The sequence below is a fragment of the Butyrivibrio sp. NC3005 genome (genome assembly GCF_000424545.1).
Lineage (GTDB): Bacteria > Bacillota > Clostridia > Lachnospirales > Lachnospiraceae > Butyrivibrio.
On the sequence record NZ_AUKC01000015.1, the window covers coordinates 67,363 to 93,949 of the forward strand.

19 protein-coding genes and 1 other annotated feature are annotated in these 26,587 nt (G+C 36.0%); of the genes, 4 read left to right on the forward strand and 15 right to left on the reverse strand.

Annotation, left to right across the window (positions count from 1 at the left end):
* Positions 1-22: 22 nt before the first annotated feature.
* Entirely contained in the window at positions 23-568 is a 546-nt protein-coding gene (locus G634_RS0105440) for a hypothetical protein (protein WP_026504436.1), read from the reverse strand.
* An 891-nt stretch (positions 569-1,459) separates the two neighbouring features.
* On the opposite strand from G634_RS0105440, the gene G634_RS0105450 reads away from it, so the two are divergent.
* Together G634_RS0105450 and G634_RS0105455 are read left to right on the forward strand one after the other, a co-directional pair.
* The gene (locus G634_RS0105450) at positions 1,460-3,856 is read left to right on the forward strand and encodes a phosphoketolase family protein (protein WP_026504437.1); all 2,397 of its coding nucleotides are present in this window, start codon (positions 1,460-1,462) and stop codon (positions 3,854-3,856) included.
* Positions 3,857-4,287: 431 nt separating this feature from the next.
* Positions 4,288-5,163 (forward strand): phosphoribosylaminoimidazolesuccinocarboxamide synthase, encoded by an 876-nt coding sequence (locus tag G634_RS0105455; protein WP_026504438.1) that lies wholly within the window; start codon positions 4,288-4,290, stop codon positions 5,161-5,163.
* 502 nt (positions 5,164-5,665) lie between these two features.
* Here the strand turns inward: G634_RS0105455 and G634_RS0105460 are convergent.
* The 4 genes from G634_RS0105460 to G634_RS0105475 all read right to left on the reverse strand — a co-directional run bounded on the left by G634_RS0105460 (position 5,666) and on the right by G634_RS0105475 (position 11,526).
* On the reverse strand, positions 5,666-8,323 hold the full coding sequence (locus tag G634_RS0105460; protein WP_026504439.1) for an ABC transporter permease: 2,658 nt from the start codon (positions 8,321-8,323) through the stop codon (positions 5,666-5,668).
* Entirely contained in the window at positions 8,317-9,024 is a 708-nt protein-coding gene (locus tag G634_RS0105465) for an ABC transporter ATP-binding protein (protein WP_035799046.1), read from the reverse strand. The genes G634_RS0105460 and G634_RS0105465 overlap by 7 nt, the downstream gene beginning before the upstream one ends.
* 195 nt (positions 9,025-9,219) lie before the next feature.
* A complete protein-coding gene (locus G634_RS0105470) occupies positions 9,220-10,881 on the reverse strand; it encodes a sensor domain-containing phosphodiesterase (protein ID WP_026504441.1) in 1,662 nt (553 codons plus the stop codon).
* 291 nt (positions 10,882-11,172) lie between these two features.
* Positions 11,173-11,526, reverse strand: coding sequence for a DUF3783 domain-containing protein (locus G634_RS0105475; RefSeq protein ID WP_026504442.1), 354 nt, complete (start codon positions 11,524-11,526; stop codon positions 11,173-11,175).
* A gap of 106 nt (positions 11,527-11,632) precedes the next feature.
* Between G634_RS0105475 and G634_RS18140 the strand changes: the two genes are divergently transcribed.
* Positions 11,633-12,103 carry a PH domain-containing protein gene (locus G634_RS18140; protein ID WP_051233706.1) on the forward strand — a complete coding sequence of 157 codons (471 nt, stop codon included), beginning with the start codon at positions 11,633-11,635 and terminating at the stop codon, positions 12,101-12,103.
* 126 nt (positions 12,104-12,229) lie between these two features.
* On the opposite strand, the gene G634_RS0105485 is transcribed toward G634_RS18140, so the two are convergent.
* The 9 genes from G634_RS0105485 to G634_RS0105530 all read right to left on the reverse strand — a co-directional run bounded on the left by G634_RS0105485 (position 12,230) and on the right by G634_RS0105530 (position 23,398).
* Entirely contained in the window at positions 12,230-13,396 is a 1,167-nt protein-coding gene (locus tag G634_RS0105485; RefSeq protein ID WP_026504443.1) for a tetratricopeptide repeat protein, read from the reverse strand.
* A gap of 37 nt (positions 13,397-13,433) precedes the next feature.
* On the reverse strand, positions 13,434-13,811 hold the full coding sequence (locus G634_RS0105490) for a RidA family protein (protein WP_026504444.1): 378 nt from the start codon (positions 13,809-13,811) through the stop codon (positions 13,434-13,436).
* Between the two features lie 43 nt (positions 13,812-13,854).
* Entirely contained in the window at positions 13,855-14,109 is a 255-nt protein-coding gene (locus G634_RS0105495; RefSeq protein WP_026504445.1) for a hypothetical protein, read from the reverse strand.
* 11 nt (positions 14,110-14,120) lie between these two features.
* Positions 14,121-15,533 carry a tetratricopeptide repeat protein gene (locus tag G634_RS0105500; protein WP_026504446.1) on the reverse strand — a complete coding sequence of 471 codons (1,413 nt, stop codon included), beginning with the start codon at positions 15,531-15,533 and terminating at the stop codon, positions 14,121-14,123.
* Between the two features lie 15 nt (positions 15,534-15,548).
* Positions 15,549-15,713 (reverse strand): hypothetical protein, encoded by a 165-nt coding sequence (locus G634_RS21345; protein ID WP_035799049.1) that lies wholly within the window; start codon positions 15,711-15,713, stop codon positions 15,549-15,551.
* On the reverse strand, positions 15,700-17,103 hold the full coding sequence (locus G634_RS0105510; protein ID WP_051233707.1) for a bifunctional folylpolyglutamate synthase/dihydrofolate synthase: 1,404 nt from the start codon (positions 17,101-17,103) through the stop codon (positions 15,700-15,702). The genes G634_RS21345 and G634_RS0105510 overlap by 14 nt, the downstream gene beginning before the upstream one ends.
* Before the next feature lie 104 nt (positions 17,104-17,207).
* A complete protein-coding gene (locus G634_RS0105515; RefSeq protein WP_026504448.1) occupies positions 17,208-19,880 on the reverse strand; it encodes a valine--tRNA ligase in 2,673 nt (890 codons plus the stop codon).
* A gap of 50 nt (positions 19,881-19,930) precedes the next feature.
* Positions 19,931-20,191: a binding site (T-box leader), on the reverse strand.
* 99 nt (positions 20,192-20,290) lie between these two features.
* Complete coding sequence (locus tag G634_RS0105525) at positions 20,291-22,687, reverse strand: ATP-dependent DNA helicase (RefSeq protein WP_035799077.1); 2,397 nt, start codon at positions 22,685-22,687, stop codon at positions 20,291-20,293.
* Between the two features lie 438 nt (positions 22,688-23,125).
* Positions 23,126-23,398: an HPr family phosphocarrier protein gene (locus tag G634_RS0105530; RefSeq protein ID WP_242826771.1), complete on the reverse strand. Its 273-nt coding sequence runs from the start codon at positions 23,396-23,398 to the stop codon at positions 23,126-23,128.
* 438 nt (positions 23,399-23,836) lie between these two features.
* Between G634_RS0105530 and asnA the strand changes: the two genes are divergently transcribed.
* Complete coding sequence (asnA, locus tag G634_RS0105535) at positions 23,837-24,847, forward strand: aspartate--ammonia ligase (protein WP_026504451.1); 1,011 nt, start codon at positions 23,837-23,839, stop codon at positions 24,845-24,847.
* Positions 24,848-24,983: 136 nt separating this feature from the next.
* Here asnA and G634_RS0105540 read toward each other — a convergent pair whose 3' ends face one another.
* Positions 24,984-26,066, reverse strand: a complete 1,083-nt coding sequence (locus tag G634_RS0105540) for a M24 family metallopeptidase (RefSeq protein WP_330364767.1) — start codon at positions 26,064-26,066, stop codon at positions 24,984-24,986.
* Positions 26,067-26,587: the final 521 nt, after the last annotated feature.

Genomic DNA, 26,587 nt, shown 5'->3' on the forward strand with positions numbered 1-26,587 from the left:
TATTTTTTTCAAAATTTTTCAACTAGACTCCGCTTTTTTCCAAAATCATATCATCTAGTCTGTCTAGTGCTTCTTTCTCATCATCTCGTAGCGATACCAAAAAAAGATATGCACCAATTAAATTAAGTTCTGTAATATCCATAAGAGTTTGAGCCGTGTATCCCGCTGCTTTAACAACTCTTATTCCTGTCTTTTCTTCTACTATCATGTTGTATAACTCAATCAGGATATCCTCATATTTACTTAACTTTTTTAAAATTCCTGATGCCTGATTTTTTGGCATATCCCCACTATACAACAAACAATCTGTAATTGTCGAATGAATAAAAACAGATTCTGTCCAATTTTCATTTTGCATAAAGAGATTTACAATACGAACCATTTGAGATGGATTATCTTTGATAAGACTTACGACATTAACACCTGTTGGAATTTCAGAAACAGGAAGTTCACATATAAAGCCATCTTCCTGCTCAAAACGAATATAATAGCGTTCAAAATAACGTTTTATAAGCTGGTAATTCTTAGAAGAATCCAAGATATCAGTAGCATTCGCAATAATCTCCATACACGTCTCCTCTCTCTAGGTAGATGATTCCATATACTAATATGTATTTCGGAATATTGCAACAAAAAAAGAACTGTTTCCAGTTCTTTTACACACGACCTTTTTCAAAAAACTTAATCAGCCGACCTTCTTCATACTCTGCTTCTTCTCATCTTCACTGTTCATATCTTTAAGAACAATTTTCTCAAGCTTCTTAAACCAATCAACTGTCTGCAGAATCTTCCTTGTTTCTGGCATTTCAACCTCCTAAAAAATAAACAACAAATCTATAATAATCAAATATTGCGTTTTTGCGCACAATATTGTATTTTGACACAAAACAAAAATCTTGTCAATATATTTTTTATTATATGTAACAAGAATAAATAAAGAAAAAATATTATAGATTTTGGGGAGGAGGGCTGGCCGATGGGGAGTCGGCCAGCTTGTTATGAAAAAGTTTGTTATTAGGTTGCGTCAGATCTCTTTCAACTTTTCTTGTTAATTCTATAATACATTTATTTTGTAACGAAATTATGAATATTAAGTAAATGAAGTGTGCATGTTTTATGAGTTTTAATAGTTTAAAAAAATACTTTTGTAAAAGTGTTTTTTAAAAACTTTTTATTCAAGTCTTTTATTTTTTTCGGAGTTTTTTCGCATATATCGTACAAAAACGAGTTTTTTCTATAAGTATGCTATTTTATTAAAACTCTCGACTTTTATATAAATGACGCGTTTTCCCATAACTTTTACAATGATTCAAGACATTTTTATTATCTTTTCGATAAATTATTTTACTTTTTTGTATATTATTCCATCTTGTTTTCTAGAAACCCTCATAGTAATATGTCCTCGTGTGTTATTTCTTTAACCATGTACGCACAATTTTGGAAGGAGATTCTAGAAATTATGGAAGAAGTTAAAAACTCTCTCTGTGAAGAAAAGGGACCTATCACAGATGAGCTACTGACTAAAATTCATGCTTACTGGCGTGCAGCAAACTATCTTTCTGCTGGACAGCTTTACCTTTTAGAGAACCCGCTTCTTAAGAAGCCTCTCACTATGGATATGATTAAGAAGAAAATCGTAGGCCATTGGGGAACAGTTCCTGGACAGAACTTTGTTTATGCTCACCTTAACCGTGCTATCAAGCGCTATGACTTGGACATGATTCTTTTGTCTGGTCCTGGACACGGCGGAAACTTCTATGTTGCAAACACATATCTTGAAGGCACATATTCAGAAGTATATCCAAATATTACTCAGGATGAGACTGGTATGCAGAAATTGTTCAAACAGTTCTCATTCCCAGGTGGAGTTCCATCTCACTGTGCTCCTGAAACTCCTGGTTCTATCAACGAAGGTGGCGAGCTTGGTTATTCTATCGCTCATGCTTTCGGTGCTGTATTTGATAACCCGGATTTGATTGCTGCTGTTACTGTTGGTGACGGTGAAGCTGAGACTGGACCACTTGCTACATCCTGGCAGTCAAATAAATTCCTCAATCCTGTAACAGATGGTGCTGTACTTCCTATTCTGCACCTTAATGGTTACAAGATTGCTAACCCTTCAATCCTTGCTCGTATCTCTCACGAAGAGCTTCAGAAGTACTTCGAAGGTATGGGATGGGAGCCTTACTTTGTTGAAGGTGATGGCGATGATTACATGGGAATGCACAGAAAAATGGCAGAGACCATGGATATCGTTATTGAAAAGATTAAAGCAATTCAGAAGAATGCTCGTGAAAAAGGCGATACAAAGCGCCCAATTTGGCCTATGATTGTTCTTCGTACTCCTAAGGGATGGACAGGCCCTAAGTACGTTTGCGGTGATAAGGTTGAAGATTACTGGCGTGCACATCAGGTACCGATTATGATGGATAAGCCTGAGCACCTTCAGATTCTTACAGATTGGTTAAAGAGCTATAAGCCTGAAGAGCTTTTCGATGAAAATGGTAAGCTCATTCCAGAACTTGCAGCACTTGCACCTGTTGGAGATCACAGAATCGGTGCTAACCCTCATGGTAATGGTGGTAAGCTTCTTCGTGACCTCAGACTTCCTGATTTCCGTAAATACGCTTTCGATGTAACAGCTCCTGGCGCTACATACGGACAGGATATGATTGAGCTTGGTAAGTTCGTTCGTGATGTTATCGATCTTAACAGCGATAGCCGTAACTTCCGTGTATTCGGACCAGACGAAACTAACTCCAACCGTCTCAATGCTATTTTCGAAAAGACAAATCGTGTATGGAACGCTGAAACAGTTGACTATGATGATGCTCTTAGCGCTGATGGTCGTGTTATGGATTCTATGCTTTCTGAGCATATGTGCGAAGGATGGCTTGAAGGATACCTTCTTACAGGTCGTCATGGTTTCTTCGCAAGTTACGAAGCATTCATCCGTGTTGTAGACTCAATGGTTGCTCAGCATGCTAAGTGGCTTAAGGTTTGCAATCAGCTTCCTTGGCGTGAAGAAATCGCTTCACTTAACCTCCTTCTGTCTTCTAACGTATGGCAGCAGGATCACAACGGTTTCACACACCAGGATCCAGGATTTATGGATCATATCGCTAATAAGAAGGCTGACGTTGTACGTTTGTATCTCCCACCAGATGCTAACTGCCTCCTTTCCACATTCGACCACTGCATCCGCAGCCGTAACTATGTAAATGTTATTGTTGCAAGTAAGCATCCTCGTCCACAGTGGTTGTCTATGGATCAGGCTGTTAAGCACTGCACACAGGGTATCGGCATTTGGGAGTGGGCTTCCAATGATCACGGTGTTGAGCCAGATATTGTTCTTGCTTGCGCAGGTGAGACTCCTACTCTTGAAACTTTGGCTGCTGTATCTATTCTTAACAAGGAACTTCCTGAAATTAAGATTAGAGTTATCAACGTAGTTGACTTGTTCAAACTTCAGCCACAGTCTGAGCACCCACATGGACTTTCCGATGCTGAATATGATATGCTGTTCACAAAGAATAAGCCAATCATCTTCAACTTCCACGGATATCCAACACTTATCCACGAACTCACATACCGTCGTCATAACCGTGATCTTCATGTTCATGGATATCAGGAGGAAGGTACTATTACTACTCCATTCGATATGTGTGTTCAGAACAGCATCGATCGTTTCCACTTGGTTCAGGATGTTCTTCTTCACCTGCCTCAGCTTGGAAACCGCGGAGCATATCTCTCTCAGAAGATGAGCGACAAGCTTGTTGAGCACAAGCAGTACATCCATGAGTACGGCGTTGATCTTCCAGAAGTTGCTGGTTGGAAATGGGAAGGCAACAACTAATTTAACGTTGTTTGATCAACCTTTTTAATAGACAAGGATTTTGATATTTCAAAATTTGTCCATAAGTAATACCGTGTTAATTGCAGTTTTTCTTGCTGCAATTAACACATCCTTTCGTGAATAAAATAGTATTTCCCCAAAAATATTATTTTATATTAAATACTCCTAATACTGAATTATTAATTGATCTGTTTTTGATTATAGCCGCGAATTATCCCCAAGTAATTCGCGGCCTTTTTATTACCATTTTATCAATGTCATTTTCTTCATATTTTTCACAAATATTTACTGCAAAAAAGCCTTTAGTTATGCCATTCTGCTAATTTACAAATATGTATAATGTGTACTATACTAGTTGCGTTGATTGATTTGACCATACATTCAATCAATACAATCAATTTTAATATTGTAAAAAGAAAAGAGGATATGTGATGAAGGAATTCAAGCCGGTTAAAGAGGGAAAAGTACGTGAGATTTATGACAATGGAGACAGCCTTATCATGGTTGCTACTGACCGTATCTCTGCTTTCGACGTAATTCTTAAGAACAAGATTGAGAAAAAGGGTGCTGTATTAACACAGATGTCTAAATTCTGGTTCAATTATACTAAGGATATTGTTGCTAATCACATGATATCTACAGATGTCAAAGATATGCCAGAATTTTTCCATCAGCCAGAATTTACCGGTAACAGCATGCTGTGCAAAAAGCTGACAATGATTCCTATTGAATGTATCGTTCGTGGCTATATCACAGGATCAGGTTGGGCAAGTTACAAAGAAAACGGAACAGTTTGTGGCATATCACTTCCAGAAGGACTTAAAGAATGTGACAAACTCCCTGAACCTATCTATACTCCTTCAACAAAAGCTGAAATCGGCGATCATGATGAAAACATTGATTTTGAAAGAAGTGTTGAAGTTCTTGAGAAAGAGTTCCCTGGACACGGACAGGAATATGCTGAGAAAATCCGTGATTACACTATTGCTCTTTATAAAAAATGCGCTGATTATGCTCTTACAAGAGGTATTATCATCGCTGATACAAAGTTTGAATTCGGTCTTGATGAAAATGGTGAAGTAGTTCTTGCTGATGAGATGCTCACACCTGACAGTAGCCGTTTCTGGCCTCAGGAAGGCTATAAGCCAGGACAGTCACAGCCATCTTTCGATAAACAGTTCGTTCGCGACTGGCTTAAAGCTAACCCAGATAGCGATTACAAGCTTCCTGAAGATGTAATTGACAAGACTATTGCAAAGTACAAAGAAGCTTATAAACTTCTCACAGGTCACGAGCTCGAAGCATAAATCTTGGCAAAAAGTCATAGATTTTTGTCACTACGTTCCAAAAACCACGCAAACTGGCCATTTGAAAAGGCTTCGCCTTGGACCAGTTTGCCGCTTGACTTTTGTTCTCACGAAACTCGCAATAAATGCGAGTTTCTGAATATAAGTGACAAGAAGTCATAGGTTATTGTTTTCATCAGGAAAATCAATAACCGTACTAGACCAAAATTTGTCGTTAAGACAAATTTTGTCCTGCGAAGCAGGATTCTTGCTGAGGATTATCCTAAATCTCAGCAAGAAGTCATAGGCTTTTGTTTTGAATATTTAGTAGATTAGTTTTACTGGCTTGTAATATTTCATGAGCAGAACTGTTTATAAACGTTGGTACTTATGCGCTGTTTTTTAGCGCATTACGTACCACTACGTTTATAGTCAAGCGAAAGCGTGTCTGCGACGAAATATACAAACAGTAAAACGGACTATATTAAAACAATAAAGTATAGATTTTTGTCACTTTCTTTTATCAATCCACTGATTTTAGGCTTTCGACCATATCTATATTACGTATACTGAAATGTGCTGCTATATTCACAAGAAGTGAGAATGCAAGTGTTAATAGCGCTGATACCAAATAGCTTCTAATAGATACATCTCTTCCGAACATCATATAATCATTTTCTACTGTCATCATTAACCATATTACAAGGTACTTTCCGCTTATAAGCCCTAACAAAATTCCAAAAAACGTCATTACTGTGTTTTCCCTATAAATATAGTTAGTAGTTTCAAAATCAGTAAATCCAAGTACTTTCAGTGTTGCTAGTTCTCTTATTCTCTCTGTAACATTAATATTAGTCAAGTTATATAGAACAACAAAAGCAAGTGCAGCAGCAACAATGATAATATATACCGCTGCATTAACTGCTGAAAGACTCTTTTCAAATTTTTCTACAGTAGATGCTATTCTTGTATAAGTTCCTGCGCTATCCATTCCTACAAGTTTTGTTGACAATTCATCTACTTCATCTTTTCTCGTCTCTTTTTTATATTTTATCCAGAATTCATTTGTACCATTTACATCTATTACTTTACTAAGCTTCTTATAATCTGCATAAATATAATTATTCACATAGTTTTCTGTAATTGCACCGACTTCAAAACCTATGGATGGATTATTCTTCCTCTTTACTGTGAAAACATCGCCAATCTTAAGCCCTAATGTATCTGACATTTTTTCGGTAATAATTACAATTAGTCTTTCGCTTTTTCCTTTTTTAGTTTCATCTGAAAAAAGAGATAATTCTTCACCACTTTTTCTGTTTTTTAATTTCACATAATTTCTAAAACTATCGCTCTCATTTATGCCAACTAGATTTATATTTTGAACAGTTCTTGTTGTTTCTTTACCATATTTTTTTATATTATTACTACAGTCTACATTCTCTTTGTAGATTGAAATACTATCTTCAACTATCTTAGACTTCTCTATTTCTTTCTGTATTAGATTTCTTTCATCAAATGAAAAACCTTCCTTTAACGACAATGAGGCATCATATACAGACACTTTTGCAAACTGTTTATCCAAAATAGCATAAATTGCATCATATAATCCAACTCCAACAACAAGAAGTGCAGTACATCCACATATTCCAAGAACTGTCATCCAAAATCTAAGTTTATATCTAAATAGATTTCTGCATGATACCTTGGTGCTAAATTTTACCCTATCCCAGAAAAAATGAATATTTTCGAGAAATATTCTTCTTCCAGCTTTTGGAGTTCTAGGGCGCATTAACTGTGCCGGTCTTGAAGACAATTCAGTTTTGCAAGATAAATAGGCAGTTGAAGTAACGAGAAATACAGCTATAGCAACTGGAAGTATATAGCTTAGTGGCAATATATCATAAGATAAATCAATCAGAGTATATTGCCCCTGCCAAGCTGTAAACGCCAGCAAAGGAACTGCTATACATCCCCATACTATTCCTATTGTTCCACCCAAAAAGCTTGCAAGAAACGCATATCCTATGTATTTAACCGATATCGCTACATTTCCGTATCCAAGCGCTTTTAGTGTACCTATTTCTTCCCTATGCTCTTCTATCATTCTAGTCATTGTAGTTAGACAGGATAATGCAGAAACCAAATAGAATATAACCGGAAATACTTTTGCTAGATCAGCCATTTTATCTGCATCCTGACTATAAGACACATATCCTTCCAGAGTATTTCTGTCAAGAACGTAAGCATCTCTTTTCATATTTTCGATTTTTTCTTTGGCAAGTTCAAGCTCCTTTCTCTTCCCATCAAAGTCAGGAACTTCAATTTCTGTACTACCATAATCTACGCCCTGAACTTGTTGTAAAAGCGCCATATTCTTCATGTTTTCTTCATATTCTTTGACAGCCTTATTAAATTCACTTTCAGATTTATTATATTCTGACAGAATTTTATCATATTTTTTCTCGACTATTTCCTTGGCAGCTATCTCAAAAAATGTCCTTGAATCATCTATGCAGTCATCATATTCATCTGTATATGCATCCATTTCCTTTGTCTTACTTAGAGTCAAAAAAATATCTGTATAATACTCTGTATCAAACTCATCTTCGAGAACATGGATAAAAGCAGCTATAGTACCTGTTCCGACATTTGAACTTCCCCTATCAGAAGAAATATACATAGAATCAGAACATATTCCAACTATTACAAACTCCTCATCCTTTAAAATAGTGTCTTCTTCTTTCTTCAGAAAAAGAGTATCACCAATTTTAACATTCATATAATCCAAAAGATTTTTATCAATTGCGCACTCTCCTATTTTATTAGGAAGGCGCCCTTCTTGAAGGTAAAGCTTATTAATACTCTCAGGAATACTTCGAATGCTGACTGTAATGTTTTCCATTTTTTTGTCAACTGACTTCAATCCTTCTGCAGTACTTACTCCTTTAGCCTTTTTAAAATAGTCAACATCCTCTTTTTCCCACCCCAAAGTAGAAATAAGCCTAAAGTCCATAAGGTGTTGTTGTTTGTAATATTTTTGGGCAGTCTTTTTCATATCAGGCGCTGTGGTTCGAAGTCCTGATAAAAATGCTGTTGCCAGCATTACTAGTATCAGTAAAGACAAAAATCTTTTTTTAGACTTATGAATCTCTCTTATAGCATCAGTAATAATTACCATTCGATTTCCTCTATATCTTTTGGAATGCTATTATCTTTTATCTCATCTGCTTTTCCATTTCGGATATGTATTACTCTATCAGCCATCGGACAAATAGCTGTATTATGCGTAATAACTACTACTGTCATTCCATGCTGTCTTACCATATCCTGAAGAAGCTTTAATATTTGTTTTCCTGTAATATAATCAAGCGCACCTGTTGGCTCATCACACAAAAGAAGCTTTGGATTCTTCGCAAGTGCTCTAGCTATTGCAACTCGCTGCTGTTCTCCTCCGGAAAGCTGTGCTGGAAAATTGTTAAGTCTATGAGAAAGACCTACCCTTTCAAGCGCTTCAACCGCATCTAAAGGATCTTTACATATTTGAGCAGCCAGTTCTACATTTTCCTTAGCTGTGAGATTTTGAACAAGATTATAAAACTGAAATACAAAACCTATATCATATCTTCTGTACAAAGTTAATTTTTTTCTGGAAAAAGAAGTTATGTCTGTTCCGTCTATGAGTATTTCTCCGCTACTAGCCCTATCCATTCCGCCTAGCATATTAAGTACTGTAGTTTTTCCCGCACCTGAAGGACCTACTATTATAGTAAAATGTCCTTTATCGATTGAAAAATTAATACCATCAACCGCTTTTATTGTTACATCCCCCATTCCGTATTCTTTAACAACATTTTTAAATACGATATATGGCTCACCCATAAACAAATCCTTTCGTTTTAAGCTTCATTCACACAATATTTGGTTTGGTATGATTATCCTAAATCTCAAAGTGACAAAAATCTATATGTTCACACATCTTATGATAAAAAAACCGATAAAAATCTAATTCTTCTAGATTTTTATCGGTTTTTTATTATCATGTTGTAAGTATTACATCATGTTTTTTATATTTTTTTAAACTGTATGGTACAACGGAAGCTTTGCCAGTTCATCGATTTTAACCGGTTTGCTGAAATAGTATCCCTGAAAACTATCTGCTGGAAATTTTTCTTTTACAAAGTTTAGCATTGTTTCGTTTTCAATACCAGTAAGTGTAACTTTAGCATTCATATGCTTTGCAAATCCTGTCATTGCTTCAAGTGTATATTCATTTACAGGATTCTTATCGATATCTCTTGCAAAACGGCGATCCATCTTAATAAGGTCAATAGGAAGAAGTCTTACAAGATCGAGTGAACTAAATTCTTCAACATCAAGTGCTATTACACTTCCGCATGATTTAAGAAAATCAACCTGACTCTTTAAATGTTCCATACTCATCTGACGACATCTCTTTGTAAGCTCTAGAACAAGATTTTTAGCAGGAAATCTTGTTCTACGCATGAGTTCCAACAAACTTGTTCTAAACTCTGACCTTTCAAGCTGAACAAAGGTAAGGTTAATGCTTAACAAAAAATCCGGATATGCAGTAATAATATTTCTTGTCTCATTAAAAGCCTGCTCTAAAATCCAGTTTCCAAGTTCGAAGTAAACACTATCATTCTCAAGAAGAGGAATAAAAGCATCAGGCATGACTTCTCCAAACTTCTCGTTATGCCAACGAAGAAGAACTTCTGCACCAATCATATGATTATCTTTAGCTGAAACAATAGGCTGATAAACCAGATAGAACCCCTCACATCTATTGATAATATCCTGTCTAATAGCATCTAATATCTCTATACGACGCCCATTCTGTTCCTGATTTTCATTTCTATAAACCACAAGACCGCCATGGTTCATGTTTTTAGAAGCTTCCAGCGCGTATTTTGCACTTGTATAAATTGTGTGCTCATCAACACTGAAATTTTCAACCATTACAATACCACCGGCTATATTAACAGTGACACGAGTCCCAGAAACATAGAAAGCATTCTTCATCTGTTCTCGTATTCTTGCGTATAAGTGTCTAGCATCTTCCAATGACAGATTTGGTGCAACTGCTAAAAGGCTTGTTCCATCTCCACGATAAATTTTGCCATTCTTATCCATTAGATTCTTGAATAATTCTGCTGTGGCCTTCAAAACTTCATTTCCGAACATATATCCATATGTTCTATTTATCTCATCAAAATGGATAGCATCAATAATAAGTACTGTTGAACGCTGCTTTTTATCACGTTTAATACGTAAGTCATTAAACATTTCGTACAAATGATCAGTATCAGTTATCGGATCTCTATTGGATACAATTCCATGATTAGTGATAAAAAAAGCTAAATATGCTGGTCGACCAGAATAATCTTTAATAATAGTTCCCTTCGAAGAACACGCAATATATTCTCCGTTCTTATCCATTGCTCTAAATTCAATCGGCGCTTCCTGCTTAATTCCAGCTATCATAGCTGTGATACGCTGAACATAGTTTTTGCGATCATCAGGATGAATACGCTTGTGCCACTCATTATCTGCATTCTCAATATATTCTCCAGCCAGGCCGAAAAACTCGACAGCATTTGTTGACCATCTGGCATAATGATTGAAAATATCATAAACTACAGCATAACGACTTTTTGATACAACTACAAAAGTATCAAAAATACGGCTGATTGTATCATTTAAACCTGCTCTTGGCATAATTCCTCCCGCCCCTCTAAACTACAAATGATAAAACATATATATATTATCATTTTAAGCGATATCTATAGAAAATACCACGTTTTTCACGGAATTTGGAAAAATTCTACATTTTGCACAGAAAAAGCCTAAAAAAAGACTATTACATGTCCTTTTTCTCGACACATAATAGTCTTTTTTAAGTTTTTACTCCGTACCAATATTTTTTTCAAACCGGCCATTAAAAAGCTTCATCAAAACCTTGCCTTCCGCTTAATTCATATACTCACACAGTTTGAAAAAAGCCACATTTTATCGAAGTCCAGCTTCTTCACTTTGAAGTCGAAGGAGTAGTTTATTAAGAGTCCATTCTCTATTAGTATCTGTCATTACTGCTTTGTAGCTCACTGCTATCTTAAGTTCTTTGACTTTTTCTAAAACTGTATCAAGTTTTTTGGAGCTAATATCACAGAAAATCAGTACACTTCCACCTATCTTACCGGTTTTAACATCTTTAAGTCTTCTAGCATTTCTAGAGAGTTCTTCAACAGTTTTATCACCATTTCCTTCTGGAATCCTATACACTGCCGTACGAGTCTGATTTCCCAATGTTATTACCTTCTTATACTCGCTATCGATAAGTCCGTAGCAAAGAATTTTCTCCATAGTACCCTCCTTGTTAAACAGCTTTACATTTACACTTTTTTCACATATTATGATTAGTGTGTCACAAAACAAAAACACAACCGCAAAAGCGGAGAATGGAGCAATCATGGCTGATAATTATTCCCAAAACGATTATTCATCAGGAAATTTTAAAGGAAATCTAGTCTATACAGAAACAACTAGACTAACATTCCTAGCAATACCATGGCCATTTACACATTTTAAAATATATGAGAATGACCTTGTGATAATAAAAGGCTTGTTAAATCTTGACGAAGATGACTGCTACATGTATAAGATTTCTGATGTAAAATACAAACGAAGCTTCATCCAAAGATTATTCGGTCTTGGAACAATCGTATGTTATGTAGGCTCTGATGCAACTGACGACAAGATTATTATGAAAAATATACGTCATGGAAGCGAAATCAAAGACTTCATACTTGCACAATCTGAACGAAATCGTCTCCAAAGACGTACAGTAAATACTCAAAATCTTAACTATCATGATTCAAGTTCAAATCTTGAAAACATCGACTTAAATCATAATGGTATTCCAGATGATTTAGAACACTAAGCAAACTAAAATATAACAAGACTTTTCCATAGCCTTGTTAGACACCTAAATAATCTACTCACGAAACTCGCAGTTAATGCGAGTTTCTGAATAAAAATAATAACTGCATCGAATCAGTAACACTGTTTATTGACCATTATCTGCAGAAGCGTTACTTGCACTATTATCTGCATTATCATCAGAACTTCCACTTTCTGAAACACTTGAACTTTCTGTGACTCTCGTAGAAATAAACACAGCCTCTCTTTGAGCATCGGCATCATCTGGCCATTTTTTCAAATACTCATTCATAAGATTAAAAGCACTTACAAAATCACCTGAGTATTCATAAGCTGTAATCTCATTTCTCGTAAGTGCCTTGTTAAATTCCAAATCATTAAGTTTTAAACCTGCTTCGAAATCAGTTATTGCAGCTGTATAATGTGATGCGTCCTTGGTAATATCTGCAAGCTTCATTTCGCAAATACCTAATCTGTTATAGATATCGGCATGATTGCCGTTTTTCTCAAGGTATGTTTTATAAACATTTATCGCATAATTATAGTCTCCCTGCTTTTCACCCGTCTGACCTAACAAGCTTATTACTTCTGTTTTATCTTCAGCTGTATTCTCAGTTCTGGCCATTTCCAGATAGTTCTGAGCATCGGCATTATTTCCAAGGTAAAAATTAACCATTCCAAGTTCATAATGGCTCATTTTAGTAGTATCTATCACACTTTTTAGCAGTTCTTTTCCATCATCTTCATAACCGGCATTTGTCAACGCAAGCTTCATCTTAACAACTCTCTTATAGGCATTGGGACGAATAGCTATTGAACTCTTAAAGTCAGCCAGAGCTGCGTCATGATTTCCCAATGAAAGATTGCAAAGACCTCTAAGGTAAATAGCTTCATCATCACTATTATGAAGATTTAAAATAGAATTATATATACCTATAGCTTCATCAAAATTCCCTTTATCATAATAGCACTGTGCCAAATAGAAATTCATATCATAATCTGCATTATCTATTATTCCACTACCTGATTTCAATCCATTTTCAAAAGAAGCTATCGCCTCATCATATTGACCAAGCCTCATATATGCAATTCCAATTCCTCTATAACACATTCTCTTATTAGCTCCAGAGTCAAGTGCCTTTTGTAAATTTGAAATTGCATTGCTGTATTCCTGATTCTTGATATCGGACATTCCTGTATCGACTAAATTAGCGGATGCAGAAGAAGTGCACCCGCCACCAAATATCACTGCAGCCGTCAGGAGGGAAACACAAATATATCTATTTGATTTCAAAACATCTCTCCTTATAAACAATAGCGTAAAACATCTATTATTCACCTAAGTAAGCTATAACCTCTACTTCACACAAAACATTCTTTGGAAGCTGCTTAACAGCTACGCAGCTACGAGCTGGCTTACTGGTAAAATATTTCTCATAAACGCTGTTGAACTCTGCAAAATCACCCATTTCATCAAGGAAACATACAGTCTTTACAACATGCTCATAGTCCGTTCCTGCTGCCTTTAATATCTCACCAATATTACGACATACACGATCAGCCTGCTCTACAATATTCTCACCTTCGATTTCTGCTGTTTCAGGATTAATCGGAATCTGACCTGAAGCATACAGGAAATCTCCTGCAATAATTCCCTGTGAATATGGTCCAATTGCTGCTGGTGCCTTTTTAGTTGATACTTTTTTCATGAAAAACTCCTCTCCTGCAATAAATAATGCATGATACTATTATTTAAAATGCCGCTTTTTCTTCTGGTTCTTCAAATACTGCTGTCACATAGAATCCACGGTCATTTTCCTCGACTTTTGTTACAATTCCCTCCCTTGCATGAAGCTGCTCGTAGAACGGATAATTTCCGCTCATCGCAAGTGAAGGATCAATTGTATAATAATAGTTACTCGGCAATACACCTTCAGTTACTGTAATATTCTGACCTTCTTTCAAAAGTCCCGGACGTTCCATTTTAAAAATCATTTCACGTTTCATAATAGAAATCCTTAATTCTCATTGTTAATCTCTGCAAGTCTTGTCTCTGCCTTGTTGGCATAACGTGTCTTAGGGAATTTATCTATAACCTTGCCATATGTCTTCTTGGCATTTTCTTTGTCCCCGCTTTCATAGTAAGAACTTGCAAGGAAATAAAAAGCTGCTTCATTTGTAGGCTCATACTTGGATGATTTCTTCAAATCAGCAATAGCTTCTTTGTAATTATGACTCGCATAGGCACTATAACCTGACTTATAATAATAGCTTCCAAGTTTAGGACCTACAAGATCCATCATAGAGTTATACAGGGTTTTGAATTCATCTGACGCAGTTTTATCAATTTTCTCCATATTTATCTTATCCATATGAGAAGCAATACCTGCAATATCAGATCGATTGGCTGTATAGGTACTTACCGCCGCCATCAGTTCATTCATAGCATTAACAGTCTCATCAGTTTGAGCATAGGATTCAATTGTGTTATTCATAGAATCAATCTTAACCTGAAGCTTCTTCTTCTCAGTTTCTGCTTCATTAAGCTGAGCAGATTTTGCATCAGCCTGCTCACTTATAGTTGCGATTCTGATTCTATTCTGGTTGTTAACCTTTTCAATTTTGGCTGGAACAAAAAGAAAAAGTGCTGCAAGACATCCCAATAGTCCCCCGACTATAATACTAATAAAACTTACTGTTCCCTTCGGCTGAAGATGATGCACAGGTTGAATAATCATTTCATTTCCAACTTTATACTCAACACTCTCACCACTTGCCTTTACCTTGGTAACTACAGTATCTTCTCCTTCGCCAGGACTCATCATCTTACGACATTCCTGCAAATAATACTTTGTTCTGGTACTTCCGGTATCAATGCGGTATGCCTTTTCAAGCTCTTTTTCTGCCTTGGAATATCTTCCATCATTCATATAAACAAGACCTAAGAGCTGATGCGCTGCAAGGAAACGGCTATTATTAGAAAGAATCTTCTTAAGCTGAATAACAGCCACATCGAAATTACCTTTCTGACAATAATGAAGTGCAACATTATACTTCTTTACAGTTTGATTCAGCATATCGAGTCTTCCCGGATTACTGCGAAGCTCATTCATATAAAAATCTGCACGATTATCTTCTATACTAAGGTTTTTCGAAATTACCCATTCGCAAAGAGCAGCTACAACTTCACCAGTTTCAAAATATATAAGTCCCAAAAGATTTCTTGCATCAATATTATTCTTATTTAGTTTTAGACTCTGCTGAAGAGATACCTTGGCACCGGATAAGTCACGTACCTTAGCCTTTTCCAGCCCCTCATTGTAAAAATAGTTGGAAAGGCTCATTACTTTCTTGTAGACACCTACATATTCTCCGCATCCCTGACAATAATCGCTCTCTGTCAGCTTTTCACCACATCGATAACAAATCATCGTTAAACTCCCTTACTAGCGCCTTGAATCAACAGAACGTGCTTCATTTTCAGCTTCCTTCATGAGTTTAACAATTACATCTGCCATATCATCAAGATCTTGACTATGTATAAGTTCTTCAGCAGCTTCTATTTCAGGACTTGGCTTGAATCTAGCCAATTCTTCATCAAAATTTATCATATATATCTCCAAATTTATTAATCAAACCACTAATCTGACCTGCTAAATATAAAGATCCTGCAGCAAAAATACAATCATCTGCATTTTTCTTTAAAGCAACTGCTTTTAAAGCTTCTTCAACATTGTCATGGAAAAAAATCTGTGTATCAGTATTTTTTTCTCTTTCTTTAAAAAAGCTTTCTCTAAGTTCGTCTCTAGAAAGAGACCTTCCTGTTTCTAGTACAGCAACATCTATCGAAGAAAAAAGTTTGCTTTGAAGCAGTGTATCTATCATTTTTAAATATTGCTTGTCTCCGACTACACCAAATAAAAGATATCTTTTACCTTTTATATCCATCTCTGAAACGCTTTTTACAAATGCTTCAATTCCATCTGCATTATGCGCTCCGTCTACAAAAAAACCTTCTTTAACTTCATCCATTCTACACATCCATAAAGAACTAGCAATTCCCTTATAAATATCATCATTAGTTATATCAGCACCCAACAAGCGCAGCTGTTCTGCAACACTTATCGCTATTGCGGCATTTTCTGTCTGGTATAATGCTGGAGAAATCAAAGATAAATCAACATATTTATAATAACTAGAATTATAGCAAAAATCAATGTGATTCTTGCCATCACTTCCACGTCTTTTAGTAATATTTGAAATATCACTATTACTAACCTTTATTATCCTGCTATTACACTCTCGTGCTTTATCTTCAATTACTTTTGAAGATTCAGGTCTTTTATCTATATAAACAATTGGTACACCTTTTTTGATGATACCTGCCTTTTGGCTTGCAATACTTTCAAAAGTATTTCCAAGATACTGCATATGGTCGAGTCCTATTTCTGTAATAGCACATACCAAAGGCTTTTCAACTGTATTAGTTGCATCAAGTCTACCACCAAGACCTGTTTCTAGTATCACATAGTCCAGATTAAGGCTTCCAAAAAGCTCCATTCCCATAAAAAAGAGGTATTCAAAATATGACGGAAAAAAATCATTATTTTTTTTCTGATATAAAAGAACCATATGAAGTACTTTATAAAAAAGTTCTACGAATGTCTCATTAGAAATATTCTTTTTATCAACCTGAAAACGTTCTGTGATTTGAACAAGATGTGGCGAAGTAAACATTCCCACATGATAATTAGCCTGCATCAGTATCCCGGTAATATAATTGCAGACTGAACCTTTCCCATTAGTACCTGCTACATGAATAACCTTCATCTTTTTGTCAGGATTTCCTAAAAAGGCCAAAAAATCTTTTGTATCATTTATTGTATGCTTTATAGTAAATCGAGTCAGCGAATCCAGAAACTTTTCAACTTTCTCGAATGAATTTTCTTTATTATCTTCAACTTTTAATATTTCATCAATTTTTTCAGAGAACTCAGCCATTTTTCAACACCAAATATTAGTTTCCTTTATCTGAATCAGAACCCCGCAAAATGCGAGGTTCTGATAAATAGTTATTAACTCTTTAATGATTTTTTGAACAATTATTATTTCTGAAGCTGAGACAAACGCTCTTTAATCTGATCATACTGCTGCTGATACTTCTGCTGTTTTGCTTTCTCTTCAGCAATCTTAGCTTCAGGCGCCTTTGAAAGGAACTTTTCGTTTGAAAGCATTGCTTCCGAACGCTTAAGTTCTCCTTCCATTTTCTTCATTTCTTTTGTCAGACGTTCAATTTCTGCTGAAAGATCAACAAGTTCAGCAAATGGAATATAAATGTTAGCACCAGGAATAACAACTGATACTGCATCATCTGAAATTCCATCCTTATTCTTCTGACAAACAGACTCACTTGCATATGCAAGGCTTTCGAAGAAAAGCTTACCTGTAGTAAATACATTCAGCATATTCTCATCTTCACTTACAACAAATACTTTAGCCTTACGTGAAGGAGCAACATTCATCTGGCTTCTTACATTACGTATATTTCTAACTGCCTCTTTGATAATCTCAATGTCATGCTCATCTTTTTCAAAATGACGCTCATTGCTATATACAGGCCATGAAGAAATCATAATAGATTCTTCTTCATCCTGAATAGTGCAAAAGATTTCCTCTGTGATAAATGGCATGAATGGATGGAGAAGCTTAAGTCCATCGATAAGTACAGTTTGAAGTGTCCAAAGAGCTGCATTTCTTGATACCTGATTATCAGAATTATACAGTCTTGGCTTAACCATCTCAATATACCAGTCGCAGAACTCTTCCCATATAAAGTCATATACTTTGGAGACTGCTATACCCATCTCGAACTTATCCATATTCTCAGTAACTTCTTTTACTGTGTCATTTAACTTGGATAAAATCCAATGATCAACAGGTTCAAGTCCTTCTGGCATTGGCTGATGAATAGCACTCTTTTCATCCTCACCCATATTCATCATAATGAAACGAGACGCATTCCATACCTTATTAGCAAAGTTACGGCTGTTTTCAACACGCTCTGTATAAAAACGCATGTCATTTCCAGGTGCATTACCTGTTACAAGAGTAAGACGAAGTGCATCTGCTCCATAATTGGCAATGATTTCAAGAGGATCAATACCATTTCCGAGAGATTTACTCATCTTTCTACCCTGAGAATCTCTTACAAGTCCATGGAAAAGAACTGTCTTGAACGGACGCTCACCCATCTGCTCATATCCTGAGAAAATCATACGGATTACCCAGAAGAAGATAATATCATATCCTGTTACAAGTACATCTGTAGGATAGAAATACTTCAAATCTTCTGTCATTTCAGGCCATCCAAGTGTTTCAAATGGCCACAATGCAGATGAGAACCATGTATCAAGTGTATCAGGATCCTGTGTGAAATGAGTACATCCACACTTAGGACATACGCTAGGAGCTGTAGCTGCAACTATAGTCTCACCACATTCATCACAATAGTATGCAGGAATACGATGTCCCCACCAAAGCTGACGTGAAATACACCAGTCTTTAATGTTATTAGTCCAGTTGAAATAAGTCTTTTCCATTGACTTAGGAATAAGATTAATCTCGCCATCCTCGATAGCCTTAACAGCTGGTTTAATAAGCTCGTCCATCTTAACAAACCACTGTTCTTTTACCATAGGCTCAACTGTTGTTCCACATCTGTCATGTGTACCAACGTTGTGAGTAAGATCTTCAATTTTAACTAAAAGGCCCATCTCATCAAGTTCTTTTACGATAGCATCTCTTGCTTCATAACGATCCATACCTGCGAACTTGCCGCCATTTTCATTGATAGTAGCATCATCATTTAGTACGTTAATAACCTCAAGGTTATGACGCTTACCAACTTCGAAATCGTTAGGGTCATGAGCTGGAGTAATCTTAACAACACCAGTTCCTTCCTCAGGATCAGCATGCTCATCTGCAACAATTTCGATAGGACGGTTAACTATTGGAAGCATTACTTTCTTTCCAATAAGATCTTTGTATCTCTCATCTTCCGGATTTACTGCTACAGCTGTATCACCGAGCATAGTCTCTGGTCTTGTTGTTGCAAACTCAAGGAATCTTGTTGTTGAAACAGTTCCGTCATCCTCGATAATTGGATACTTAATGTGCCAGAAGTGGCTTGCCTGCTCCTTGTATTCAACCTCTGCATCAGAAATGGATGTTTTACAAACAGGGCACCAGTTAACCATACGGTTTCCTTTATAAATCCATCCTTTTTCGTGCATCTTAACAAATACTTCAGTAACAGCCTTGTTGCATCCCTCATCCATTGTAAATCTTTCACGATCCCAATCGCAGGAAGAACCAAGCTTTTTAAGCTGCTTTACAATACGTCCGCCGTACTCTTTTCTCCAGTCCCAGCACTTCTCAAGGAACTTCTCACGTCCAAGATCAGCTTTAGTAATGCCCTGTTTCTTAAGGCTCTCGATAACCTTAACTTCTGTAGCAATAGAAGCATGGTCTGTTCCTGGCTGCCAAAGAGCATTATAACCTTCCATTCTCTTGAATCTGATAAGGATATCCTGCATTGTCTCATCAAGAGCATGTCCCATATGAAGCTGACCTGTAATATTCGGAGGCGGAATAACAATTGTAAATGGTTTCTTTGTTTTATCAACTTCAGCGTGGAAATACTTTTTTTCTTCCCACTTACTGTAGAGGCGATCTTCGATTCCTTGAGGATCGTAGGTCTTTGCCAATTCTTTTCTCATTAGATTTTCTCCTTTTGTGAAAATAAAAAAGCCCTCGACTGATATTAACAGTCAAGGGCGTAACATACGCGGTACCACCTTGTCTTATCACTTTCCATCTAAAAACAATGGTTCATCCTTTAACGCTGACGCTGCGGAAGTACCTAATGAATAATTCTTTCTCAGTACTTCGGCTCCGAAGCTACCTTCTAGATATTCAAATTGATATCCTCTCAGCTGCATATTCGCCAAAAGCTGTAAAGCCAAGCGAATAGCGGATACTTCTCTGACAATTTGAGCTTATCTATACTCCTCTTCATCAATGCCTTTTTGTGTTATATAATAAAGAAACAACGCTTTTCTGTCAAGAGTAATGTTAGCCAAATCACATGTTCCCGTTATATTACTTGTATATCGATATATTAACCATTTCAGTCACTTGAATTATTTCTTTTGTTCCAGAAATCTTCCAGCCTTCTTTCTACCATGTCGGAAGAAACAACATCAATTTTGTTCCATTCCCTAGGAAACAGCGATTTGTATTCCCATTGAAGAAATCTGTTATCAAGAAGTGCTACAACACCCTCATCTTCCTTGGTTCTTATAACCCTTCCTGCTGCCTGAAGAACTTTATTCATCCCAGGATATCTATAGGCGTATGAAAATCCATCCTGTCCCATATCGTCAAAATAGTGTCTTAATATCTCTCGTTCATTGCATACAAGCGGTATACCACATCCCACAATAATAGAACCGATAAGGCTATCTTTTTTCAAGTCAATTCCTTCTCCGAATATTCCTCCTAAAACGCAAAAGCCCAAAACGCTTGTATTATCTACATATTCAACATCCATTTGAATAATGTTAGAAAGTTCTAAGCTGTTACCTTCTGAAAACCTTGCAAGAAACTCTTCCCTTTCTTCATCACTCATGCCTTCTCCCTGTATCAAGATTTCAACATCATCTTCCCCTGCATACTTCGACATATACATTTCATAAACATTTTCCAGAAATGCATGCGACGGAAAAAAGGCCATATAGTTACCTTTTTTAGAATTTACCATAAGATGTATATACTCGGCAATTTTAGAATACTGAACAGGTCCTCTGTCTACATACCTTGTAGTTACATCTTTTGCTAAAATAAGCTCTCTTTTTTCAGGATCAAATACCGATGTCGCATACATTTCAAAGTCTTCATCTGTCCCGCCTAAAAGCTTTTTATAGTATTGAATCGGCAAAAAAGTTGCAGAAAACAGTATAGTAGATACAGCTTTCTGCATACATGCTCCAAGTCCTGACGACGGATCTGCACACAAAACTCTTACTCTGAATCCCTTTTGCTCATCCACTTCCTGATATATTCTGTAATGTTCATCTATCATGTCATATATAACCAAAAACTTAGACAGCTTGAAGTAATAATCCAATATATCATCTCTACAAGTATCCTGCCTGTTTTCATCAAGGTATGAAGATATTGCAGAATACAATCTTTGGACTGCATCTGTCAAAGGTTCAATTGAAAAAAGTATTTTAGGTTTATTGTCATCATACATTTCATCTAGAAGATTGCACAATCTTGTGAGATGAGCCTTAAAAGGAAAGCTTCCTAATGAGGAAGTTATATCTTTTAAATTTTGGGCATCTTCAAGGTACAATTCACTACTATATATATTCTGTCCCCTATCTAAGAGATTATGTGCCTCATCAATTAAGAAGATATATTGGTCTTTTTTTCCTTCTGCAAAAAATCTTTTCAAATATACAAAAGGATCAAAAACATAGTTGTAATCACAAACCACCATATCTGCGAAAAGGCTCATATCGAGTGAAAACTCAAACGGACAAACTTTATGTTTCTGCGCATAGTATCTAATAGTATCCCTGCTAAAGTCATCTTCATGAGTAAGAAGATCATATAAAGCTTCATTTATCCTGTTAAAATGCCCTTTTGCATACTCACAGGACTCAGGATTACAATTGGATTTTTCCAAAAAACAAATCTTGTCTTTAGCAGTAAGTGTTATTGTTTTTAATCTTAAATTCTGATGAATACGTAGTAGTTTTACAGTATCAGCTGCTACCTGCCCTGTTATCGTTTTAGCTGTAAGATAAAAGATTTTCTCTGCTTTCTCCTGACCTATTGCCACAATAGAAGGAAAAAGTGTTGTAATTGTCTTTCCTGTTCCAGTAGGTGCCTCGAGAAACAGTTTTTTTCCATGAACAATAGTTCTATATACACCTGCTGCCAGCTCCTTTTGCCCTTTTCTATAAGGAAAAGGAAAACTCAAACTCTTTATAGAGCTGTTACGTTCCTTCCTCCAATCGGCTGCAAAATCTGTAAATTTCTGATACTTTGCTATTACATCATCAAACCAGGATGTAATCTGCGATGAAGTAAAAAGGTACTCAAAATACTTCATCTTCTCAGTATCTAGATTGCAATAACTAAGCCTAACTGATATCTTATTAAGTTCATGTGTAATCAAATAAATAGCTGCATAAACTTTTGCCTGAGCAAGATGAACTGCTACCGGATCATCCAGATGTTCTAAATTCTTGTATGTTCCTTTGATTTCATCAATTAATACAATGTCCCCCTCAACTATTCCATCTGCTCTTCCCTCTATAGTAAGATCGTATTTTCTACTATGAATAGTATATGAAAGCGGAACCTCTGCATGATATGAAGGTCCCTGCTTTTTTTGTATCATTCTATGTATTCTGCCACCTGCCTGCATTGCAGTTTCAGCATTTATATGTGTGCGGTTGTCGATATCGCCTTCTCGTAGAACAAATTCTACAAGTTCGCGAACTGATACCATTAGTTCCACCGCAAATCCTCCCGGTACTTATATTTCTTTTGCTGAGAATTTCTTTTGCCAAGTATTAAACACATTTAAAATAAACAAAAAAACTCCCTACGGCATTATATCATACCGTAAAGAGTATTTTCACATGGTTCAAGAAAATGTATTTTTCGTTTTTACGAAACAACAAGAATCCAACTTTATTTATGTTCATCTTATTGTTCTCATAGATTTTTTTTAACAAATATTCAAAATGAATTCATAGACTTTCCTGATACAATATGCCATACTTAAGCTCGTCTAGGTAAAGTTTATCAGCATACCTTACAATTAAGCGTGTTCATTGTTCTATTGTATCAATAAATACACTTTTTTAATAATCACCTATGTAAGTTTTTTTTTATCATAAAAAGGGGAGCCTGCTATATTTATGCGACTCCCATACATTTTGTATTATTTTACCTCGATAGTAGCTAAATATTCCTCAAACTTTTCGTTTTCACCATAGTAACTTACAGTAAGGTTCTTCTGAAGATTAAGTGCAAGAATACCAAGGATTGACTTTGCATCAACTACAATGCTTCCAAGAGATACATCAATGTCGAAATTGCATGACTCAGCCTCATGAACAAAGTTCTTTACCTCTGATGGTGTAATTCTAACTACGTGTTTAATTCTCTCTTTAACCATTATAATTCCATTTCCTTTCCGCAGATTCGGTTCCATCCGTACTCGACCAATAACTCCAAATTTAAATAAGTCGTCTGCTTGAAAAACAATTTTTTACTTCTCGTTGATTCTTGTATATTATAATTCTTTCGTGCTGATTGTAAAGTCAAAATCCCCCGAAAAAATTAACAAAAAACCATGAAAAAATTTGTTGTCGCGTGTAAAATGGCACAATAAAAATCATGTTTTTGTATATCAAAAACATTTTCAATGTATTTTTATGATAGAAAACAAACACTTTTTCATACATAAATAAACTTTTTTGCCATAATATAATTTTATTTTTTTAATTTTTTCAAATTCTAATTTTTTTATAAACTAAAGAACTTGAAAAGTTTAGAAAAAAGGTTTTAAATAAGTATATTGATTAGCACTTTAAAGCACGTTAGTTATTCTAACAATAATCAAATATTATGATAAGGAAGGGAATAAACAATGGAAAATCTTAAGATTCCTAATAACTACCATTCCGAATTGAACTTGCATGATACTCAGATAGCTATCAAGACTGTTAAAGACTTCTTCCAAAGTCTTCTTGCTGAGCGTCTTAATCTTTTACGTGTATCTGCACCTCTTTTCGTAGATCCAGCATCAGGTCTTAATGACAACCTCAATGGTGTAGAACGTCCTGTTTCTTTTGACATCAAAAATGATACAGATCACTCCGCAGAAATCGTTCACTCACTTGCTAAATGGAAAAGATTCGCACTCAAAAAGTATGGCTTTAATGTTGGTGAAGGTCTTTATACTGATATGAATGCTATTAGAAGAGACGAAGAAACAGATAACATACATTCAATTTTTGTAGATCAGTGGGACTGGGAAAAGATTATAAAAAGAGAAGATAGAACAATAGACTATCTCAAAGAAACAGTGAGCCAGGTTTATAAGGTTCTACGTAAGACGGAAAAATTCCTTTCTATCAGATATGATTATATAGAAGAAATTCTTCCAAAAGACATTTACTTTATAAGCACAAAAGAGCTCGAAGCACTTTACCCAGATAAAACTCCTAAGGAGCGAGAGTATCTTATAACTAAAGAAAAAGGCGCTGTATGCCTTATGCAGATTGGAGACAAACTTGCAAATGGCAAGCCTCATGACGGCAGAGCTCCAGACTATGACGATTGGGCATTAAATGCTGATATTCTTGTTTATTATCCTGTACTTGATATTGCTCTTGAGCTTTCCTCTATGGGAATAAGAGTTGATGCCACTTCTTTGAAACAGCAGCTTGAAAAAGCCGGATGCACAAAACGTGCAGAACTTCCTTTCCAGAAAGCCATTCTAAGTGATGAGCTTCCACTTACAATAGGTGGTGGTATTGGTCAGTCACGAATTTGTATGTTCTTCCTAAGAAAGGCTCACATCGGAGAAGTTCAAAGTTCACTTTGGCCAAAAGATGTTGAAGAAGCTGCGCTTTCAAACGGAATTCAACTTCTATGATTTAGTTTATTGTTTATATAGTCCGTTTTGATGGTTTGTATATTTCGTCGCAGAAACGATTTAAGTTCTTACCGTGAAATATTGCAAGCCATCAAAACTAAACTAATAGATGTACAATTTTCTGCCTGAATTTTCTTTATCCAAGAACTTCAATTTCTTTGGAATAATTATTTAAAATCTCACATCCATCTTCTGTAATAAGAGCAAGATCTTCAATTCTAACTCCAACAACTTCAGGAATATAAATACCCGGTTCAATAGAAAATACATTTCCAGCCTGAGTCAAATTCTCATTTGCCATTGATACATCGCCAAATTCATGATCTTCTATTCCTATGAAATGACCAAGTCTGTGAGTAAATTCACTTCCATGACCACCTTCTGTAATAATATCTCTTGCCTTTTTATCTATGTCTTGAAGCTTAATACCTGCACGAAGCATTTTCTCTGCTTCTTCGTTTGCGGATCTTACAAGATTATAGACTTCTTTCTGAATAGCTGTTGGTTCTTTTTTCCAGAAAAAGCATCTTGTCATGTCGCTGCAATACTCATTTACCACGCAGCCCACATCAAACAAAACACCATCACCTTCTTTTAAGGCGGTATTATCAGGCATATGGTGACCATCTGCTGCATTTTTGCCAAACGCTACAATAGGATCAAAAGAATATCTGCTAGCGCCAAGTTTCTTGTAAATTCCCAGCATACTCTCAGCCACTTCCAATTCAGTCACACCATCTCTAAGAAGTTTCTTGAATTCATCCATAGCCATATCATTTACATTAGAAGAAATACGCATCTTCTCGCGCTCAGCCTCATCTTTGATTGCTCTGGCAGAATCAATTGCTATTGAAGCATTACAAAAATTCTTTGCAATATTACTTTCTATCATTGCTAAAAGAAAATTTGCTGTAAGATTCTTATCAACCCCTAGTATTTTTTCGCTTTCAATAAAAGGTCTTATAACATTTATAACAAAATCAGTATCTTTAAAATATACCTTCTTTGCTCCACAATCTTCTGCAAAACTAAATAACTCATTTAAGAAAAGTACCGGTTCACTACCCTTCTTTATAAGGAGTCCCAAAAAACGTTCTCCGGGAAAAATCCACTTACCTGTCATGTAAAAAATAGCGACTGGATCTGAAATAATCATCTGCTCTACGCCAATTTTTTCCAATTGCCTATATACCTTGTCAATTCTGTTCTTGTCTATCATGCTTCACCTCATTTTATGCTAATTTAGTTTCTACTCAAATTTAAGATAATACTCAGCAAAAAAACTCTTCGTTCTTGTATTGTCTTCTAACTGTGAACACTACCACAAAATCTGCTTTTCATCAACCACATACTGCCTTCTATCAAGAATTATTCTCATAAAGAAAAAATATGTTATCATAATACTCGTGAAAAGGTAGTGTCAAGTGACCTATGAAAGAAAAAGGCTCAAATGAACCTTGAAAACTGTAGATATTGATACCGAAAAGCTCTCCGAGGGCTTAGGGCGCTGCCCTAAGAACCTGCAAGGGACTTGTCCCTTGACCCGTATTGCGGGCTCTGCCCGCACCCGTCCTCGCCGGAAGCAGGCCAGCAAGCACACTTGCTGACCAGATGTATAGGATAATCCGTGAACCTTATGTCAAGGGACTTTCGCGGCATATCCTCACCGGCTTTGCCGGTTCCGGTATTCCACGGTTTCCTTGACAACGGTTCCGCTCCGGGTCAGGCTGATTTTTCTTT

Coding starts and splice junctions, on each gene's coding strand:
- G634_RS21345 (WP_035799049.1), bottom strand. CDS start 15,713: ATGATAAATTTTGATGAAGAATTGGCTAGATTCAAGCCAAGTCCTGAA.
- G634_RS0105455 (WP_026504438.1), top strand. CDS start 4,288: ATGAAGGAATTCAAGCCGGTTAAAGAGGGAAAAGTACGTGAGATTTAT.
- asnA (WP_026504451.1), top strand. CDS start 23,837: ATGGAAAATCTTAAGATTCCTAATAACTACCATTCCGAATTGAACTTG.
- G634_RS0105465 (WP_035799046.1), bottom strand. CDS start 9,024: ATGGGTGAGCCATATATCGTATTTAAAAATGTTGTTAAAGAATACGGA.
- G634_RS0105510 (WP_051233707.1), bottom strand. CDS start 17,103: ATGGCTGAGTTCTCTGAAAAAATTGATGAAATATTAAAAGTTGAAGAT.
- G634_RS0105495 (WP_026504445.1), bottom strand. CDS start 14,109: ATGAAACGTGAAATGATTTTTAAAATGGAACGTCCGGGACTTTTGAAA.
- G634_RS0105470 (WP_026504441.1), bottom strand. CDS start 10,881: ATGCCAAGAGCAGGTTTAAATGATACAATCAGCCGTATTTTTGATACT.
- G634_RS0105530 (WP_242826771.1), bottom strand. CDS start 23,398: ATGGAACCGAATCTGCGGAAAGGAAATGGAATTATAATGGTTAAAGAG.
- G634_RS0105460 (WP_026504439.1), bottom strand. CDS start 8,323: ATGGTAATTATTACTGATGCTATAAGAGAGATTCATAAGTCTAAAAAA.
- G634_RS0105500 (WP_026504446.1), bottom strand. CDS start 15,533: ATGATTTGTTATCGATGTGGTGAAAAGCTGACAGAGAGCGATTATTGT.
- G634_RS0105525 (WP_035799077.1), bottom strand. CDS start 22,687: ATGGTATCAGTTCGCGAACTTGTAGAATTTGTTCTACGAGAAGGCGAT.
- G634_RS18140 (WP_051233706.1), top strand. CDS start 11,633: ATGGCTGATAATTATTCCCAAAACGATTATTCATCAGGAAATTTTAAA.
- G634_RS0105475 (WP_026504442.1), bottom strand. CDS start 11,526: ATGGAGAAAATTCTTTGCTACGGACTTATCGATAGCGAGTATAAGAAG.
- G634_RS0105540 (WP_330364767.1), bottom strand. CDS start 26,066: ATGATAGACAAGAACAGAATTGACAAGGTATATAGGCAATTGGAAAAA.
- G634_RS0105450 (WP_026504437.1), top strand. CDS start 1,460: ATGGAAGAAGTTAAAAACTCTCTCTGTGAAGAAAAGGGACCTATCACA.
- G634_RS0105440 (WP_026504436.1), bottom strand. CDS start 568: ATGGAGATTATTGCGAATGCTACTGATATCTTGGATTCTTCTAAGAAT.
- G634_RS0105490 (WP_026504444.1), bottom strand. CDS start 13,811: ATGAAAAAAGTATCAACTAAAAAGGCACCAGCAGCAATTGGACCATAT.
- G634_RS0105515 (WP_026504448.1), bottom strand. CDS start 19,880: ATGAGAAAAGAATTGGCAAAGACCTACGATCCTCAAGGAATCGAAGAT.